Raw genomic sequence first — 18,009 nt, forward strand, 5'->3', positions numbered from 1 at the left:
CGTCGCGGCGTCTAGAACGACGAGCCGGGTTCGCGCAGAAAGGCGTTTTCTTCATCCGTCGAAGCACGCCCCAGCAATGCGTTGCGATGCGGAAAGCGCCCGAACCGCTTGATGACCTTCGCGTGCCGCACCGCGAACGAGTAGTAGGACGCGCCGCCGGGCTCGGCTTCCAGCGCCTTGAACAGACGCAGCGATTCCTGCTGGCTGGCGAGTGTTTCGTCGTGTTCGAACGGCAAATAGGCGAACGCCCGATGATGCGCGGTGGGCAATAACCGATCGGCTCCGCTTGCGACCATCTGCTGCGCCGTGTGCAAGGCCTTTTGATCGGCGGCGAATGCGCGCGGCGTGTTGCGATGACAATTGCGCGAGAACTGATCGAGCACGACGATGAGCGCCAACGCACCGAGCGGCGTTTCCTTCCAGTGGTCGAGCGAACCTTCGCGCGCCGCGTCGATGAGCGTGCCGAAGCGTTCCAGCAGCATCGCGTCGAAGGCCTTGTCGCGTGAGAACCAGAGCTTGCGCGCCACCCCGAAATCCGGCGCATCCGGCGTACCGAACCAGCAATCGAGCACGGCGCGCGCCTCGGGAGCCAGCGCGGCGTAGTCCGCCGAAGCCGTGTAAGGCGGCTGGTTCAAATCCAACTCCAACCGGTTAGCCATTGCGATTGCGCATCCAGTCGGCGGTCTCGAAGAACGACGCAAGCAGACGCTCCCGCAGCGGCTCGGCGAGCCCGACGTCTTCCATCGCCCAGGCCATGCACCGCAACCATTGATCGCGCTCGCTCGAAGCAATCGCGAACGGCAAGTGCCGCGCGCGCAAACGCGGATGACCGAAGCGGCTGATGTAATGATCAGGCCCGCCCATCCAGCCGCACAAAAACCAGAACAGCTTGTCGCGCGAGCCGTCGAGCGACTCGGGATGCAAGGCCCGAATCCCGGCGAACTCCGCTTCGAGATCCATCAAGTCGTAAAACCGGTCGACCAGTTCGCGCACGCGCGCTTCGCCGCCGACCAACTCGAAGGCCGTCGGCTGCGCCGCGGACACTTCATCCAGATCGCTCATACCTGCTCACATCAAAAAGAAAAATCACGCGTCCCGCAGCGATTGCAACGCGGGCCGCGCCAGCACATGCCGCAAGCTCAGCCAGCCGCCGAGACCCGCGCACGCGACGCCGGCCACGATGCCCGCCGGCAGCAGCCACGGATTGAAGCTCAGATAAAACTCGAACACGCGGGTCGCCAACACCCAGCCGATCGCCTGTGCGCCGAGCGCCGCCATCAACCCGGCAAGCGTCCCCACCGCGACGAATTCCGCGACCTGCACCGCGCGCACCTGGCGATGCGACGCCCCCAGCGCGCGCAGCAGCGCGGATTCTCGCATGCGCTCATCGCGCGTGCCGGCGAGCGCGGCGTAGAGCACCAGCACGCCCGCCGCGAGCGTGAACGCGAACAGGAACTGCACCGCGCCGATCACCTGCTGCAACACGCGCTGCACCTGCGCGAGAATCGGCGCGGTGTCGATCGCCGTGAGGTTCGGATAGGCGGCGATCAGGCCGTCGATGGTCGACTGTTTGTCACGCGGCAGATGGAAGCTCGTAATGAACGTCGCGGGGAAATCCTGCAAGGCGACGGGCGGCATCAATACGAAGAAGTTGACCTTGAACGAACCCCAGTCGAGCTTGCGCACGCTCGTCACCGGCGCGTCGATCTGCAAGCCCGTCACGTCGAAGCGCAGCACGTCGCCGGGCTTCACGTCGATCACCTTCGCGAGCCCCTGCTCGATCGAGATCTGTGGGGTTGTGCTGTCGCCATACCACGTGCCCGCCGCGAGCCGGTTGTCGTCGGGCAATTCGGTCGTGTACGACAGATTGAACTCGCGATCGACCAGGCGCCTCGCGTCCTCGGTCTTGAACGAATCGGGATTCACCGGCTTGCCGTTGATCGCGATCAGCCGCCCGCGCACCATCGGCGAGAGCACCGTGCCGGGCAGGCCATGCGTGTCCAGGTATTGCGTGACGGCTTCGCGCTGATCGGGCTGGATGTCGATGATGAATTCGTTCGGCGCATCGGGCGGCGTCGATTTGCGCCAGCCGGCCACCAGATCGTCGCGCGTCATCGCAATCAGCAACAGGCACATCAGGCCGATGCCGAGCGCCGTGATCTGCAGCGCGCTCGCGCCGCTGCGCCGCTCCAGCGACGCCAGCGCATAGCGCCAGCCGATCCCCGCATTCACGCGCTCGCTGCGCACGATACGCGCGGCGCCCCACAGCGCGACTCGCGCGATGCACGCGAACACCAGCAGACCGCCCGCGAAGCCGCCCGCGACGATCCCGCCGAGCTTCAACTCGCCCGCCGCGACGATCAGCAACGCGGCGAACAGCACGATGCCGAGCGCGTAGGCGGCCCATGCGGTGCGGCCCGCCTCGCCCCATTCGCGGCGCAACACGCGCACCGGCGGCACGCGCGTGAGCGGCAACAGCGGCGGCAGCGCGAAGCCGAGCAGCAGCACGAGGCCAGTGGCGATGCCTTGCAGCGCGGGCCACGCAGTCGGATAAGGCAAGGCGACGTCGATCAGACTGCCGAGCCATGTCAGCAACGCGAGATGCCCGAGGTAGCCGAGCGCCACGCCGAGCGCGCCGCCGATCAGGCCGATGCCGACGAATTCGAGCGTGAAGAGCGCGCGCAGCGTGGCCTGGCTCGCGCCGAGGCAGCGCATCGCCGCGCAGCCGTCCAGATGCCGGCGCATGTACCGATGCGCGGCCATCGCGATCGCCACCGCCGCGAGCAACGCGGTGAGCAGCGACACGAGCGTGAGGAAGTGGCCCGCGCGGTCGAGCGTCTGACGCACTTGCGGCTGGCCGTCCTGCAACGATTCCAGCGCGACGCCGCGCATCTTGCCGCCGTCCACGCGGCCATGCGCGAACTGCGCGAAACGCGCGACCGCATCGTCCGCGCCCGCCACCAGCAGTCTGTGCGTCACGCGGCTGCCGAAGGCGATGAGTCCCGTCGATTGAAGTTCGTCGGCGCGCAGCATCAAGCGCGGCGAGAAGTTGACGAACGAAAAGCCGCGGTCGAGTTCGCGGGTGATCAGCGCGCCGATCGTGAAGCCGCGCTTGCCGACCTTCACCGTGTCGCCGACCCGCAGCTTGAGCGCATCGAGCAGCGCCTGATCGACCCACACGGTGCCCGGCGGCGGAATCGATTGCGCCGGATGGTCAGCCGCACCCGGCGCCGAGGCGATCCGCAATGCGCCGCGCAGCGGATAACCGGGCGACACCGCCTTGACGGCGGCGAGCCGCGAGGCCGGCTGCGCGCCGGTCGAATTGATCATGCTGGGAAAGATCGCCGTGGTGGCGGTGTTCAGGCCGAGCGCCCTGGCTTTTTCGGCGAATTGCGGATCGACCGGATGATCGGCGCGCACGATGAAATCGGCGGCGATCATGCGCCGCGCGTCGCGCTCGAGTCCCTGATGCAGACGGTCAGCCAGAAAGCCGACACTCGACAACGCCGCGACGGCCAGCACCAGCGCCAGCAGCAGCATCGTCAGTTCGCCCGCGCGCCAGTCGCGCGCCGTCATGCGGATGGCCTGGCGCAACAGATGCATGCCGCCGAAGCGGCGCGCCGTGTCCGCGGTCCCCGTCGCTGCAGACGCGGCGCGCGCCGCCGCGGTCCTTACCGTATCGCTCAATCGTGCCTGCTCCTCGCCAAACGCGACACCATATGCGTCGCCATGCCGCGAAAACCGCCCTGCACGCCGCGCCAAAGGCGCGGCAACGCCCAGCCGGCCAGGATGATGAAGCCCACCATCAACACCAGAAACACGAGCGGCACGAACAGCGCGAGCAGCATGCCGCCGAACACGAGCCCGTCTTCAGCGGTGGAGGTCACGATATTCGACACCGGTTCCGGCGACAGATTGATCAGCGCGCGCGTGCCCGCTTTCGCCAGATGCGCGCTGCCGGCCAGCGTGCCGCCGGCGAGCGCGGCGACCGTCAGCAGCGCAGGATCGGCATGACCGAGCGCGCCGGCCGCCAGCATGGCGCCGGCCGGAATGCGGATAAACGTATGGATCGCGTCCCACAACGAATCGAACGCGGGAATCTTGTCGGCGAGAAATTCGGTGAGCGTCAGCACGCCGGCCACGCCGATCACCCACGGCGAGGACAGCGCGGACAGCGTATCGGGTAGATGGATGAGGCCGAGGCGGGCGAACACGCCGGCCAGCAGGACCGTCAGATAGAGGCGCAGGCCGCTGCCCCACGAGAGGCCCGCCGCAAGCGAAAGTGATTCAAGCATGGCCGCCTCCGGGCGCGCTGTGCGTGCCGGGCGCTTCGGCGAGCATGGCGGAACGAGCCGCCGCGCCGAAGTCGTCAGACCCGCGCCAAGCCGGCCGCGCCCCGTAGGCCGCGGGCAACATTCAGTTTGGATTCAGTCTCATTATAGCCACGTTAATTCGCAGAACGCAGAGCGGCGAACAAATGGCGCAATCCGGCGGGACACAGGCGGCGCGGGCACGGGTGCGCCGCACGAATCGGGGAATGAAGCGGGCAACGAAGCGAGGCGGCCAATGAGCGGGCAATGAGGCTCAATGCCCTGACGACAGCTTCAACCCGATCAGTCCGACCACGATCAGCGCCGCGCTGGCCACGCGCGCGACGCTCAACGCCTCGCCCATCATCACGATGCCGAAGATGAATGCGCCGACCGCGCCGATGCCCGTCCAGACGGCGTAGGCCGTGCCGAGCGGCAACTGGCGCATTGCCAGGGCGAGCAGCACGAAGCTGCCGAGCGCGGTCACGATCGTGAACACGGACGGCCAGAGCCGGGTGAAACCTTCGGAACTCTTGAGGCCGGCCGCCCAGGCGACTTCAAGCAAACCGGCGATCAACAGAAGAATCCAGGACATGAGACAGCTCGTTGGTCAGATGGGGCCGTCCCCGTTTGTGAATGTGCGTAAGGTCGTCCTTACGGTCCGTAATTCTAGCAAACGGGGCGCGATGCCGTCGCGACCCGCGTCCGTCGGTCAGACCGTGCCGACCAGCCGGTAGCCAACCCCCGTTTCCGTGACGATATGCTCCGGCTGCGCCGGGTCGCGCTCCAGCTTGCCGCGCAGATGCGCCATGTAGATGCGCAAATAGTGATGGCTCTCCACATGCGACGGCCCCCACACGTCGCGCAGCAGTTGCCGGTGCGTGAGCACGCGGCCGGCGTGGCGCACCAGCGTCGCGAGCAGGCGGTATTCGATCGGCGTGAGATGAACGGCGACGCCGTCGCGGCTCACTTGCCGCAAGGCCAGATCGACGGTGACCGCGCCGAAGCGCACCAGCGGCGACTCGTTCGCGCCGCCGTGATTGCGCCGCCGCATCTGCGCCCGAATCCGCGCCAGCAATTCGGACACGCCGAACGGCTTGGTGAGGTAGTCGTCCGCGCCGGCGTCGAGCGCGGCGACTTTTTCGCTCTCCTGGGTGCGCGCCGACAGCACGATCACCGGCAGTTCGCTCCAGCCGCGCAGTTCGCGGATCACGTCGAGGCCGTCCGTGTCGGGCAGGCCGAGATCGACGATCACCAGATCGGGCTTGCGCGTCGCGGCCTCCACGAGACCCTGCTTGCCGGTTTCGGCGTCGTGCACGACGATGCCCTCGCCTTCCAGCGCGCTGCGCACGAAACGGCGAATCTGCTTTTCGTCTTCGATCAGGACGACGGTGATGCCGGGGTCACTCATGGGTAGGCTTGGGATGCGGGTGAAGTGTCGGGTCGTCGTGGCCAAGCGGATCGGCGAGAGGACCGGCGAAGCGATCGGCTCTTTCGTCATTCAGCGGATCGGCGCCCTCATCGTCCAGCACGTCCAGCACGTCGGGCGCGTCGGGCGGCGTTTCCACCGGCAGCGTGAACCAGAAGCGCGCGCCTTCCACGCGCCCCTCCGCCGACATCCGGTTGAGCGCGCCGATTGTACCGCCGTGCGCTTCGACGATCGCGCGGCAGATCGCGAGGCCGAGGCCGATGCCCGGCTTGGCCGACTCCTTCTCGCCGCGCGTAAACTTCTCGAACACGCGCGCTTCCATGCCGGCGGGCAGGCCCGGTCCGTTATCGTCGACGGTGACGCGCACGAACGATTGGCCGTCCGCGTCGAGACGCTGCGCGCCGATCGTCAACGGCGTGTGCGGCGGGGTGTATTTCGCCGCGTTCTCGAACAGGTTCGAGAACAGCCGCTCCATCAGCACGGCGTCGAGATGCAGCAGCGGCAAGTCCGCGGCCAGTTTGACCTGCACGGGATGCTCGGCCAGCACGCGTTTGCACGCCCGCAGCGCGGCGCCCACGGTTTCCTCGAGCAGCGTCCACTGCTGATTCAATTGCAGGCTGCCGGCCTGCAAGCGGGCCATGTCGAGCAGATTCGTGACGATGCCGGTCATGCGCAGCGCTTCCTCGTGGATCGCTTCGACGAGATCGTCGTCGGGCCGGGCGTCGGCCCTGGTGTCGGCGCCGGTGTCGGCGTGGGCGTCAGCACGCGTATCGCGCGACTGAGCGAGCATCGACGAGAACCCGACGATGGTCGTCAACGGCGTGCGCAGATCGTGCGAGATCGCCGACAGCAGCGAATTGCGCAAGCGCTCCGATTCCATGTTGACGAGCGCGTCGCGCGCGATATCCACGTAATGCACGCGTTCCAGCGCCAGCGCGATCTGCGCGGCGAACGCGTCGAGCATGCGCTGCTGCTCGGGCACGTTCAGCTCGCGCTCGTCGCGCAACGCGACCGCGAGCACGCCGCGCGTGCGCATCGGCGCCTTCAGCGGCAGGTACAGCGCGGCGGCGGCCGGCAGCGTGTCGGTGCCATGCCCGGCCGGCTTCTGCTGATCGTAGACCCATTGGCCGACGTCGCTATCGAGCATCTCGCCGTCGAGCAGCATCGCCGCGTCGGGGTCCTCGATCTTCTGCTTCACTTTATCGGCGCTGTCCGGCAACAGCATCGCGACGCGCGCGCCGAACACCTCGCTCACATGCCGGCTGCCGATCTCGACGATCTGCTCGGTGGTGAGCGCCGCGGCCAGTTCGCGCGCCATCGCGTACATCGCGCCGGTGCGCTGCTCGCGGCGGCGCGCGACGCTCGCCTCGCGGCGCAGGCTCGACGTGAGATGGCTGATGACGAGCGAGGTGAGCAGCATGCCGAAGAACGTCAGCAGATACTGCGTATCGGAAACCGACAGCGACATGCGCGGCGGCACGAAGAAGAAATCGAACGCGGCCACGCTCATGAACGACTGCATCACGCCCGGCCCGCGTCCGAGCTTCACCGCCGTGAAGATCACGCCGAGCAGGTACAGCATGACGAGGTTCGTCAGATCGATATGGCCGCTCAACTGGCTCGACAGGAGCGTGATGGCCGCGCAGATCGCCAGCGCGAAACCATAGGCGCGCGGCGGCGAGCGGCGTTCGCGCGCCACGCTCAACGCATCGCGCCACGCGTTCGCGGTGGTGGTGAGCAGGCGGCGCTGCTCGCCGCCGTCGCGTTCGGACGACGCGCGGATCAGCGTGAGATCGAGTTCGCCCGCGTGCTCGGCGATGCGCTCGCCGAACGGCCGGCGCAATCGGCGCAGCCAGCCCGCGCGGACCGACGCGCCCGCCACCAGCTTCGACACGTTGCGAGCCTGCGCATAGCCGATCAGCGCGGTGGCCGCGTCGGCGGCCGCGAGCGTCGCGGTTTCGGCGCCGAGTTCGGCCGCGAGCTTGAGCGCGTTGAGCGTGCGTTCGCGGCGCGCGTCGGGCAGGCGCTGCAGCGCGGGCGTTTCCACATAGACCGCGATCCAGTCGGCCTTGAGACTGGCGGCGAGGCGCGCCGCCGCCCGCACCAGCATCGGCGCTTCGGGGCCCGGCCCGACGCAAACCAGCAAGCGCTCGCGCGCCTGCCAGATGCGCTCGATCGACCGGTCGGCGCGATATTCCCGCATCTGCGCGTCCACGCGATCCGCGGTGCGGCGCAGCGCCAGCTCGCGCAGCGCGATCAGATTGCCCTTGCGAAAGAAGTTGCGCACCGCGCGCTCGGCCTGCTGCGGCAAATACACCTTGCCGTCGCGCATGCGGTCGAGCAGTTCCTCGGCGGGCAAGTCGACCAGCGTGACTTCGTCGGCGCGATCGAACACGCGGTCGGGCACCGTCTCCCAGACACGGATGCCGGTGATCTGGCCGATCACGTCGTTCAGGCTTTCGAGGTGCTGCACGTTGACCGTCGTGTAGACGTCGATGCCCGCATCGAGCAGTTCGTACACGTCCTGCCAACGCTTCAGATGCCGCGCGCCCCGCACGTTCGAATGCGCGAGTTCGTCGACGAGTATCAGTTGCGGCTTGCGCGCAAGCGCGGCGTCGAGATCGAACTCGCCGAGCGTGCGGCCGCGATAGTCGATCTGCGCGAGCGGCAGCACGTCGAGCCCCGCGAGCAGCGCGGCGGTTTCGCCACGGCCATGCGTTTCGGCGATGCCCACCACCACGTCCGCGCCTTCATCGTGACGGCGGCGCGCGGCCTGCAACATCGCATAGGTCTTGCCGACGCCCGCCGACGCGCCGAAAAAAATCTTCAGCTTGCCGCGCTGACGTTTTTCTTCGTCGCGTTGCAGCTTGTCGAGCAGTTCGTCAGGATCGGGGCGGTTCATGCTCAATGGTTTTCATAGTTGGGCGAGCGGCGGTGTGTGCATGGTGGCACGGCGGCGAGCCGGCCGCAAATGGCGATACACGGCGATACACGGCGACACCCGGCGGCATGACAACGTCGCGATGCGGGCGATGCAAAAAACAAAGGCGGGCGCGTGAGCCGCCGCCTTCGGGCATCGCTTGCGTTCAACCGCGCTTCATCTCGTCCAACGCCAGGTTCAGTTGCAGCACGTTCACGCGCGGCTCGCCAAAAATGCCGAACTGACGACCGCTCGTATAACGATCCACTAGCGCCTGCACGTCGTTCGCCGCGAGCTTGCGCGCCTTCGCCACGCGCTCGATCTGGTAAGCCGCCGCAGCCGGGCTGATCTCGGGATCGAGACCGCTGCCCGAGGACGTCACCAGATCGACCGGCACCGGCCTGGACAGATCGGTGCCGGCGGCCTGCAACGCGTCGATGCGGCCTTTCACTTCATCGATCAGCGCCGGGTTGGTCGGCCCGAGGTTGGAGCCGCCCGAGCCTTGCGCGTTGTAAGGCATCGGGCTGGTGGCCGAGAGCCGGCCCCAGAAGTATTGCGGCGCGTCGAACTGCTGGCCGATCAGCTTCGAGCCGACCACCTTGCCGTCCTGTTCGAGCAGGCTGCCGTTGGCCTGCGCGTGGAAGAACGTCTGACCGACGGCGGTGATCAACGCGGGATAAGCGAGTCCGGTGAGCGCGGCGAGCACCGCGAAGATCACGATCAGCGGACGGAACAGATTTTTCATGATTGGCAATTCCTCTTAAACCCAGCCGAACGCGGCCAGCACCATATCGATCAGCTTGATGCCGATGAACGGCACGATGATCCCGCCCAGACCGTAAATCAGCAGATTGCGGCGCAGCAGGATCGCCGCGCCGAGCGCGCGGTAACGCACGCCCTTGAGCGCCAGCGGAATCAGCAGCACGATGATCAGCGCGTTGAAAATCACCGCCGACATGATCGCCGAGGCGGGCGTCGCCAGATGCATCACGTTCAGCGCGTTGAGCGCCGGATAGGTCGTGGCGAACGCGGCCGGAATGATGGCGAAGTACTTGGCGATGTCGTTGGCGATCGAGAACGTGGTGAGCGAGCCGCGCGTCATCAGCATCTGCTTGCCGATCTCGACGATCTCGATCAGCTTGGTCGGATTCGAATCGAGGTCGACCATGTTGCCGGCTTCCTTCGCAGCCTGCGTGCCGGTGTTCATCGCCACCGCGACGTCGGCTTGCGCGAGCGCCGGAGCGTCGTTGGTGCCGTCGCCGGTCATCGCCACGAGGCGCCCTTCGGCCTGGTGCCCGCGGATCGTCGCGAGCTTCGCTTCCGGCGTGGCTTCGGCCAGGAAATCGTCGACGCCCGCTTCGGCGGCGATCGCCGCCGCGGTCAGGCGGTTGTCGCCCGTCACCATGATGGTCTTGATGCCCATCTTGCGCAGTTCGGCGAAGCGCTCCTTGATGCCGCCCTTCACCACGTCCTTCAGTTCGATCACGCCGAGCACGCGCGCGCCCTGCTCGCCTTTCTCGGCGACCACGAGCGGCGTGCTGCCGCGGCGCGCGACGTCGGCCACCGCGTTGCCGACTTCGTTCGGGAAACGGCCGCCGTTCGCCTCGACGTAGAGCTTCACGGCATCGGCCGCGCCCTTGCGGATTTCGCGGTCAACGAGATCGACGCCGCTCATCCGCGTTTGCGCGGTGAACGCGAGAAACACCGCGTGCAGCGAAGCCATGTCGCGTTGGCGGATGTTGAAACGCTGCTTCGCCAACACGACGATGCTGCGGCCCTCCGGCGTTTCATCCGCGAGCGACGAAAGCTGCGCGGCGTCCGCGAGCGCTTCCTCGGTGAAACCGGGCGCGGGCACGAACTGCGAGGCCTGGCGATTGCCGAGCGTGATCGTGCCGGTCTTGTCGAGCAGCAGCACGTCGACGTCGCCGGCCGCTTCCACCGCGCGGCCCGAGGTGGCGATCACGTTCGCCTGCATCATCCGGCTCATGCCGGCCACGCCGATCGCCGACAACAGTCCGCCGATGGTGGTCGGAATCAGACACACGAGCAGCGCGACGAGCGCCGTGATCGTCACCACGTGACCCGAGGAGTTGCCCAGATGCGCAGCCTCGACGGAGAACATCGAGAACGGCAGCAGCGTGGCGGTGGCGAGCAGCATCACGATCGTCAGCGCGACCAGCAGGATGGTCAGCGCGATTTCGTTCGGCGTCTTCTGACGCTTCGCGCCCTCGACCATCGCGATCATGCGGTCGAGGAACGCCTCGCCCGGATTCGCGGTGACGCGCACCACGATCCAGTCCGACAGCACCCGCGTGCCGCCCGTCACCGACGAAAAATCGCCGCCCGACTCGCGGATCACCGGCGCGGATTCGCCCGTGATCGCCGATTCGTCCACCGACGCGACGCCGTCCACCACTTCGCCGTCGGCCGGAATCACGTCGCCGGTCTCGACCAGCACGACGTCGCCCTTGCGCAGATCGGAGGCGGTCACGATGCGGATCGGCGACTTGGGATGCGGCTCGTTGAGCTTCTTCGCCATCACGTCTTTCTTCGCGCTGCGCAGCGACGCGGCCTGGGCCTTCGAACGGCCTTCGGCGAGCGCCTCCGCGAAGTTGGCGAACAGCACCGTGAACCACAGCCACAACGTGACCGCGAGAATGAAGCCCGCGGGCGCCTCGGCCTGGCCGCCGAGCGCGGCGAGCCACAGAATGGTCGTCAGAATGCTGCCGACGTACACGCAGAACATCACCGGATTGCGGAACTGCGTGCGCGGCGTGAGCTTCCTGAAGGAGTCCACGATCGCCGGGCGCAACAGCGCCGGGTCGAACATGGACCGCGTTGAGTTATGTTCAGTCATTGAATCCTCGAATTTCCCGTTGGCGCGTCGCTTTTCGATCACTTGTCGTCATCACCGGGCTCAATGCGCGCCCATCATCATCAGATGTTCGACGCCAGGTCCGAGCGCGAGCGCGGGCACATAGGTCAGCGCGCCGACCAGCAGCACCGTGCCGAGCAACAGCACGACGAAGAGCGGACCATGCGTGGGCAAGGTGCCGCCCGTCACGCCGATGCGCTTCTTCGCGGCGAGCGAGCCGGCGATCGCCAGCACCGGCACGATCGTGCCGAAGCGGCCGAACCACATCGCGATGGCGGTGAGCCAGTTGTAGAACGGCGTGCCCACGGTGAGGCCCGCGAACGCGCTGCCGTTGTTGTTGGCGGCCGAGCTGAACGCGTAGAGGATCTCGGAGAAACCATGCGCGCCGGGGTTCAGAATGCCCGCCTTGCCCGCGTCGCTCAGCACCGCGATCGAGGTGCCGACGAGCACCAGCAGCGGCGTGAGCAGCACGACGATCGACACCATCTTCATCTCGTAGGCCTCGATCTTCTTGCCGACGTATTCGGGCGTGCGGCCGATCATCAGGCCCGCCACGAACACCGCCAGCAGCGCGAACACGAGCATCCCGTACATGCCGGAACCCACGCCGCCGAAGATCACTTCGCCGAGTTGCATCAGCAGCATCGGATAGAGGCCGCCGATCGGCGTCAGCGAGTCGTGTGTATTGGCGACCGCGCCGCACGAAGCCGCGGTCGTCGCCACCGTGAAGATGCCCGATTGCGCGATGCCGAAACGCGTTTCCTTGCCTTCGGCGTTACCGCCCGACTGCAACGCGCTCGCCGACTGATCGACGTGCAACGCGGCGAGCGCCGGATTGCCGCTCTGCTCCGCGCCGATCTCGCCGAACACGCAGACGCCGAAACCGATCGCCATCGCCGCGAGCACGGCCACACCCTGTCTGCGGTCGCCGATCATGCGGCCGAACAGCAGCGCCAGGCCGGCGGGGATGATCAGGATCGAGAAGATCTGCAGGAAGTTCGAGAACGGCGTGGGGTTTTCGAACGGATGCGCGGAGTTGCCGTTGAAGAAGCCGCCGCCGTTGGTGCCGATCATCTTGATCGCTTCCTGCGAGGCGACCGGACCCATCGCGATGGTCTGCGTCTTGACCGGCGTATCGACGGTGAGCGGGTTGCCCTTCGCGTCCTTCATCGGGTTGCCCTGGGCGTCGAGGCGGGGCGCGGCGTAGCTCGTGGTTTGCAGCGTCGGCACGTCCTCGTAGGCCTTGAAGTTCTGGATCACGCCCTGGCTCATCAGCAGCGTCGCGAGGATCAGCGACATCGGCAGCAACACGTAAAGCGTCACGCGTGTCAGGTCGACCCAGAAGTTGCCGATGGTTTGCGCGCTGTGACGCGCGAAGCCGCGAATCAGCGCGATCACCACCACGATGCCGGTGGCCGCGGAGAAAAAGTTCTGCACGGTCAGGCCGAGCATCTGCGTCAGATAGCCGACGGTTTGTTCCGGCGTGTAGTCCTGCCAGTTCGTGTTGGTGACGAAGCTGATCGCGGTGTTGAACGCGCCGTCGACCGTCATCGGGCCGAACTGCTGCGGGTTGCCCGGCAGCCAGGCTGGCACGCGCAGCAGCGCGTACAGGAACGCGACGCCGAGCACGTTGAACGCGATCGTGGCGATCGCGTAGTGCTTCCAGCTCATTTCCGTCGACGGATCGACGCCCGCGAGGCGATACAGCAGGCGCTCGATCGGCGCGCCGATGCGAAGCACACGCGAGATGCCGTTGGGCTTGCCGTTGGAATTGCCGTCCGGGTTCGCGTTCGGGTTTGCGTTCATCACGGCGCTCAGATAGCGCGACATCGGCACCGCGGCCGCCAGCAGCACGACGATGAAAAACCCGGCCTGCAGGACATTGTTCGAGTTCATTCAATGTCCTCCGCGCGCAGAAGCGCATAGACCAGGTAAATAAACAGCAGCGCGGTGGCCGCGCCCGACAACCAGAGCATCCAGTTCATGACCGCGCTCCCTGTCCACGACGGAACTGCATCAACTTCTCGCAGCCCGCGATCAATGCAAAGGTCAGCGCGGCGAACAGCGCCAGGCCCCCGACATACAGCACATCCATTTTTGTTCCCCATTCACGGACTTCGGATGGACGCAACGTTATGCCGAAGCGCGTAAAGGGCCGGTCAAAGATGGCGTGGCGCGTATAAAAATCGCGTAAACGGAAAAGGCCGTTCCATCGTGGATGGAACGGCCTTTCAAACGCTGGACTTGGTTTCGCGCGTGTTACGGCAGCAGAATAGTCGAACCCGTGGTGCGGCGCCCTTCGAGATCGGCGTGCGCACGGCCGACGTCCGTCAGCGCGTAACGCTGATTGATGCTCGTCTTGACCTTGCCCGACACCAGCACGTCGAACAGCTCGGCTGACATCGCCTCGTAATCGCTGCGCTTCGCGATATAGGAAAAGAGCGTCGGGCGCGTGAAGAACAGCGAGCCGCGTCCGGCGAATTCCGATGAATCGATCGGCGGCAACGGTCCCGAGGCATTGCCGAAGCTCACGAACATGCCGAGCGGCGCGAGGCAGTCGAGCGAAGCCGTAAACGTATCCTTGCCGATGGAGTCGTACACCACCGGCACGCCCGCGCCGTTGGTGATCTCGCGCACCCGCTTCGTGAAGTTCTCGCGCGTGTAGACGATCGCGTGATCGCAGCCGTGCGCCTTCGCGATCTCGGCTTTTTCGTCGGAGCCGACCGTGCCGATCACCGTCGCGCCGAGCGCCTTCGCCCACTGGCAAACCAGCAGGCCGACGCCGCCCGCCGCGGCCTGGATCAGGATCGTGTCGCCGGCTTTCACCGGATAGGTCCGGCGCAGCAGATATTGTGCGGTCAAGCCTTGCAGCATCACCGAGGCCGCCTGCTCGTCGCTCAATGCGTCGGGCAGCTTGATCACCTGCGCCGCCGACAGCACGCGCTCCTGCGCGTAGGCGCCGGGCGGCCGCGCGACATAGGCGACGCGATCGCCCGCTTTCAGACCGCTCACGCCCGAGCCGACCGCGGTCACTTCACCGGCCGCCTCCATGCCGAGACCGCCGGGCAGCGGCAACGGATACAGACCCGTGCGGAAATACACGTCGATGTAGTTCAGCCCGACCGCCGTCTGCCTGATGCGGATCTCGCCCGCGCCCGGCTCGCCTACTTCCACGTCGACCCATTTCATCACCTCGGGGCCGCCGGTTTTATCGAATCGGATTGCTTTGCTCATCATGTCTCCTGGATGTCTGGTCTGGTTCGGCCTGGATCGGGATTGCGCAAGCGCGCGTTCTCATACCTGCTGCGTCAGGCGCAAGGTCAGCACGTCGAGAATCATGCGCGCGGTCGAAATATTGGTCGCGCAGGGAATGTTGTGCACGTCGCACGCGCGCACCAGCGCGTTGATGTCGGGCTCGTGCGGTTGCGGCGTCATCGGATCGCGCAGAAAGATCACCATGTTCACGCGCCCTTCCGCGAGTTGCGCGCCGATCTGCAGATCGCCGCCATGCGGGCCCGACAACATGCGCTCGACCGTCAGGCCGTGCGCCTCGGCGATGCGCGAGCCGGTCGTGCCGGTCGCGATGATGTCGCAGCGCCCGAGCGTATCGACGTATTCGCCGGCCAGCTTGACGATGTCGTCCTTCTTGTGATCGTGCGCGATCAGCGCAATGCGGGTGGTCATGACGTAAGACTCCTGAAACCGTGGTGGTTGTCGTTGTTGTAGTGAGCGTGAGGGTGAGGGTGAGGGTGAGGGTGAGCGTAAGGCCGCCGCCGCGGAACGTGCCGGTTAGAACGTGCCCGGATACGCGCCGCCGTCGATCAGCCAGTTTTGCCCGGTGATGTAGCCGGCATGCACGCTGCACAGGAACGCGCAGGCGCGGCCGAATTCATCGCGATTGCCGAAACGGCCGGCGGGGATCGTTTTCATGCGCTGCCGGCGCGCTTCCTCGACGGAGATGTTTTGCGCTCTGGCTTGCGCATCGAACGTGACGGCGATGCGGTCGGTGTCGAACAGACCGGGCAGCAGGTTGTTGATCGTGACGCCGGTGGGCGCCACCTTGCGCGCGAGTCCGGCGACGAAGCCGGTCAGCCCCGAACGCGCGCCGTTCGACAAACCCAGCACGTCGATCGGCGCCTTCACCGCCGAACTCGTGATGTTGACGATGCGCCCATAACCGCGCGCGCTCATCGAGTCGATGGTCGCGCGGATCAGTTCGATCGGCGTGAGCATGTTGCTCTCCAGCGCGCGGATCCAGTCCTCGTGCGAGAAGTCGCGGAAGTCGCCCGGCGGCGGCCCGCCCGCATTATTGACGAGGATGTCCGGTTGCGGACAGGCGGCGAGCGCCGCGGCGCGGCCTTCGGGCGTGGTGATGTCGCACGCCACCGTGTGCACTTCCACGCCGCTTTGCCGGCGAATCTCGGCGGCGGTCGCCTCCAGCGTCTCGGCGGTGCGCGCGACGATCGTCAGGTTGACGCCTTCGGCGGCGAGCGCTTCCGCGCAGCCGCGCCCGAGTCCCTTGCTGGCCGCGCAAACCAGCGCGGTGCGTCCTGCGATTCCCATGTCCATGTGTGTTTCCTTGTGGCGAAGTTCTGGCGCGACGGCGGGGCTGCGCGAGCCTGGCGCGGCGAAGTCTCCCCCGATTCTAGAAGAATCGGTGCCCGATTGCGCCGGGCCGCTGCAATCTCCGGTATCTTCGGGCGGCACTCTTTCGGTAAACTTGCGCCGTGGCGCGCGCATCTCGCCGGTTTCCGGCCGTGCTGACGCGCCGAACCGATCCCTCTAGCCGCCGCTCGCGCCCCCGCCATGACTCAGGACAGCCGTTTCCCCAATCTTTTCATCCTCGATCACCCGCTGATCCAGCACAAGCTGTCACACATGCGCGACCGGGACACCTCCACCCGCACGTTCCGCGAACTGCTGCGCGAGATCACGCTGTTGATGGGCTACGAGATCACCCGCAACCTGCCGATGACCACGCGGCGCCTGACCACGCCGCTCGTCGAGATCGACGCCCCGGTGATCGCCGGCAAGAAACTGGCGATCGTGCCGGTGCTGCGGGCCGGCATCGGCATGTCGGACGGCTTGCTGGAACTGGTGCCGTCGGCGCGCGTGGGGCACATCGGCGTATATCGCGCCGCGGATCACCGGCCGGTCGAATATCTGGTGCGCCTGCCGGATCTCGAAGACCGCGTGTTCATTCTGTGCGATCCGATGGTCGCGACCGGCTACTCGGCCGTGCACGCGGTGGACGTGCTCAAGCGCCGCAACGTGGCCGGCGAGAACATTCTGTTCCTCGCGCTGGTAGCCGCGCCCGAAGGCGTGCAGGTGTTCCAGAACGCGCACCCGGACGTCAAGCTGTATGTGGCTTCGCTCGATTCGCATCTGAACGAGCACGCGTATATCGTGCCGGGTCTCGGCGATGCGGGGGACCGGCTGTTCGGGACGAAGAACTGAAGGCGGGTTGAAAGAAGGGGCGGCGGCGGGCGGCAATCGCCGTTGCCGCCGGGCATGTGCGTGTCAGGCCGGAACGATCGACAACTCGAGTCGCTTTCCCAGTGCGGCGAGCGCCGCCGCGATCGTGTCGATCTTGGTCGCGTGACCGAGGTCGATCACACGCTGGATGTCCTGCGAACGCGTGTGAAGGCGCCTGGCGAGTTCGGCAGGCGACACTTTTTGCGCCAGCATCTCGTTGAGCAGCAGCACCTTTGCGGCCAGGCTGGCAGGCAATTCGATCAGCGTTTCGCCGCGCCGCGCCTTTGACGGCAACGGCACCGGGCGTTTGTCTTCGAAGTAGAAATCCATCGCGGTCGCCAGCGCGTCGGCCGCCATTTCACGCGCTTCCTCAAGTGTGCCGCCGCTGGTCAGCGCCTCGGGAATGTCACGAAAAGACACGGTAAAACCGCCTTCATCCGGTTCGATGCGTGCGGGATAGCGAAACATAGGTCAATCTCCGGTGGTGCGTAAGGGAAAGGCTCGGGTGGTGACGAAGCCCCTCGCGGGGCTTGCCTCTATTTGCATTTCAGTTGTTTGAGAATTGCTTGACGAAGCGGCTCCGATATCTCATGAGCGGGATGCCTCGGCAGCGTGGTCTGCCGACCGTTCAGATACACCTTCAAATGCTTGCTGCCTTGCTGGAAAGTCGCTCCCTGGTCAGCGAGCCAACGTCTGAACTCGCTTTGCTTCACCGGCCCTCCTGTGTCCGTGAACACAGCGCCAATTACAAGCATAAATGTTTATAAACGAAGCGCCTGCGGCCGCCTGAAAAACCCGCTTGGCCAGGTCCATGTGCGCCGACGAGCCGCTGCCGCCTGCTTTCCGCGCACTTTCCCGCCACGCGCCCCTCTGCCACGCCCCATCGGCGTGATAAAATTCGAATCCGCTCAAGGAGCGGCTCAACTTGCACCGCCCGCTTGCACCATTGGCACCCGCGCCTCGCGCGTCGCGCCTTTACGCGGAGCCTGTGGTAACCGGC

At 66.3% G+C, this 18,009-nt stretch carries 18 protein-coding genes; 1 reads left to right on the plus strand and 17 read right to left on the minus strand.

Features of this window, described 5'->3' with window-relative positions:
• Nucleotides 1–11 precede the first annotated feature (11 nt).
• From ACTJLC_RS21075 to ACTJLC_RS21145, 15 genes are all read right to left on the minus strand, one after another.
• Nucleotides 12–635, minus strand: coding sequence for a DUF924 family protein (locus ACTJLC_RS21075; protein WP_235004883.1), 624 nt, complete (start codon nucleotides 633–635; stop codon nucleotides 12–14).
• Nucleotides 636–651: 16 nt separating this feature from the next.
• Nucleotides 652–1,062 carry a group II truncated hemoglobin gene (locus tag ACTJLC_RS21080; protein ID WP_073429550.1) on the minus strand — a complete coding sequence of 137 codons (411 nt, stop codon included), beginning with the start codon at nucleotides 1,060–1,062 and terminating at the stop codon, nucleotides 652–654.
• Nucleotides 1,063–1,086: 24 nt separating this feature from the next.
• The gene (locus tag ACTJLC_RS21085; protein ID WP_090518745.1) at nucleotides 1,087–3,576 is read right to left on the minus strand and encodes an ABC transporter permease; all 2,490 of its coding nucleotides are present in this window, start codon (nucleotides 3,574–3,576) and stop codon (nucleotides 1,087–1,089) included.
• 107 nt (nucleotides 3,577–3,683) lie between these two features.
• Nucleotides 3,684–4,295, minus strand: coding sequence for a DUF4126 domain-containing protein (locus ACTJLC_RS21090; RefSeq protein WP_073429548.1), 612 nt, complete (start codon nucleotides 4,293–4,295; stop codon nucleotides 3,684–3,686).
• 289 nt (nucleotides 4,296–4,584) lie between these two features.
• Complete coding sequence (sugE, locus tag ACTJLC_RS21095; protein ID WP_073429547.1) at nucleotides 4,585–4,905, minus strand: quaternary ammonium compound efflux SMR transporter SugE; 321 nt, start codon at nucleotides 4,903–4,905, stop codon at nucleotides 4,585–4,587.
• Between the two features lie 117 nt (nucleotides 4,906–5,022).
• Nucleotides 5,023–5,721: a two-component system response regulator KdpE gene (gene kdpE / locus ACTJLC_RS21100; protein ID WP_073429546.1), complete on the minus strand. Its 699-nt coding sequence runs from the start codon at nucleotides 5,719–5,721 to the stop codon at nucleotides 5,023–5,025.
• Nucleotides 5,714–8,641, minus strand: coding sequence for a DUF4118 domain-containing protein (locus ACTJLC_RS21105; protein WP_440845026.1), 2,928 nt, complete (start codon nucleotides 8,639–8,641; stop codon nucleotides 5,714–5,716). Before ACTJLC_RS21105 ends, kdpE begins: the two co-directional genes overlap by 8 nt.
• A gap of 184 nt (nucleotides 8,642–8,825) precedes the next feature.
• Entirely contained in the window at nucleotides 8,826–9,404 is a 579-nt protein-coding gene (kdpC, locus tag ACTJLC_RS21110; RefSeq protein WP_073429544.1) for a potassium-transporting ATPase subunit KdpC, read from the minus strand.
• Nucleotides 9,405–9,419: 15 nt separating this feature from the next.
• Nucleotides 9,420–11,516 carry a potassium-transporting ATPase subunit KdpB gene (kdpB, locus tag ACTJLC_RS21115; protein WP_073429593.1) on the minus strand — a complete coding sequence of 699 codons (2,097 nt, stop codon included), beginning with the start codon at nucleotides 11,514–11,516 and terminating at the stop codon, nucleotides 9,420–9,422.
• Between the two features lie 60 nt (nucleotides 11,517–11,576).
• A complete protein-coding gene (kdpA, locus tag ACTJLC_RS21120; protein ID WP_073429543.1) occupies nucleotides 11,577–13,430 on the minus strand; it encodes a potassium-transporting ATPase subunit KdpA in 1,854 nt (617 codons plus the stop codon).
• Entirely contained in the window at nucleotides 13,427–13,519 is a 93-nt protein-coding gene (gene kdpF, locus ACTJLC_RS21125; RefSeq protein WP_073429542.1) for a K(+)-transporting ATPase subunit F, read from the minus strand. Before kdpF ends, kdpA begins: the two co-directional genes overlap by 4 nt.
• Complete coding sequence (locus tag ACTJLC_RS21130) at nucleotides 13,516–13,629, minus strand: potassium ABC transporter ATPase (protein WP_073429541.1); 114 nt, start codon at nucleotides 13,627–13,629, stop codon at nucleotides 13,516–13,518. Before ACTJLC_RS21130 ends, kdpF begins: the two co-directional genes overlap by 4 nt.
• Nucleotides 13,630–13,793: 164 nt before the next feature.
• Nucleotides 13,794–14,768: a quinone oxidoreductase family protein gene (locus tag ACTJLC_RS21135; RefSeq protein ID WP_073429592.1), complete on the minus strand. Its 975-nt coding sequence runs from the start codon at nucleotides 14,766–14,768 to the stop codon at nucleotides 13,794–13,796.
• Nucleotides 14,769–14,828: 60 nt separating this feature from the next.
• Nucleotides 14,829–15,218, minus strand: a complete 390-nt coding sequence (locus ACTJLC_RS21140) for a methylglyoxal synthase (RefSeq protein ID WP_073429540.1) — start codon at nucleotides 15,216–15,218, stop codon at nucleotides 14,829–14,831.
• Between the two features lie 105 nt (nucleotides 15,219–15,323).
• Nucleotides 15,324–16,103, minus strand: coding sequence for an SDR family oxidoreductase (locus tag ACTJLC_RS21145; protein ID WP_073429539.1), 780 nt, complete (start codon nucleotides 16,101–16,103; stop codon nucleotides 15,324–15,326).
• Between the two features lie 237 nt (nucleotides 16,104–16,340).
• Here ACTJLC_RS21145 and upp point away from each other — a divergent pair, with 237 nt between their 5' ends.
• The gene (gene upp, locus ACTJLC_RS21150; protein ID WP_073429538.1) at nucleotides 16,341–16,991 is read left to right on the plus strand and encodes a uracil phosphoribosyltransferase; all 651 of its coding nucleotides are present in this window, start codon (nucleotides 16,341–16,343) and stop codon (nucleotides 16,989–16,991) included.
• 63 nt (nucleotides 16,992–17,054) lie between these two features.
• On the opposite strand, the gene ACTJLC_RS21155 is transcribed toward upp, so the two are convergent.
• Both ACTJLC_RS21155 and ACTJLC_RS21160 read right to left on the minus strand, forming a co-directional pair.
• Nucleotides 17,055–17,477, minus strand: a complete 423-nt coding sequence (locus ACTJLC_RS21155; protein ID WP_073429537.1) for a type II toxin-antitoxin system HicB family antitoxin — start codon at nucleotides 17,475–17,477, stop codon at nucleotides 17,055–17,057.
• Nucleotides 17,478–17,545: 68 nt separating this feature from the next.
• Entirely contained in the window at nucleotides 17,546–17,764 is a 219-nt protein-coding gene (locus tag ACTJLC_RS21160; RefSeq protein ID WP_327083066.1) for a type II toxin-antitoxin system HicA family toxin, read from the minus strand.
• Nucleotides 17,765–18,009: the final 245 nt, after the last annotated feature.

The organism is Paraburkholderia sp. 22099 (assembly GCF_052045835.1).
Taxonomy (GTDB): Bacteria; Pseudomonadota; Gammaproteobacteria; order Burkholderiales; family Burkholderiaceae; genus Paraburkholderia; species Paraburkholderia terricola.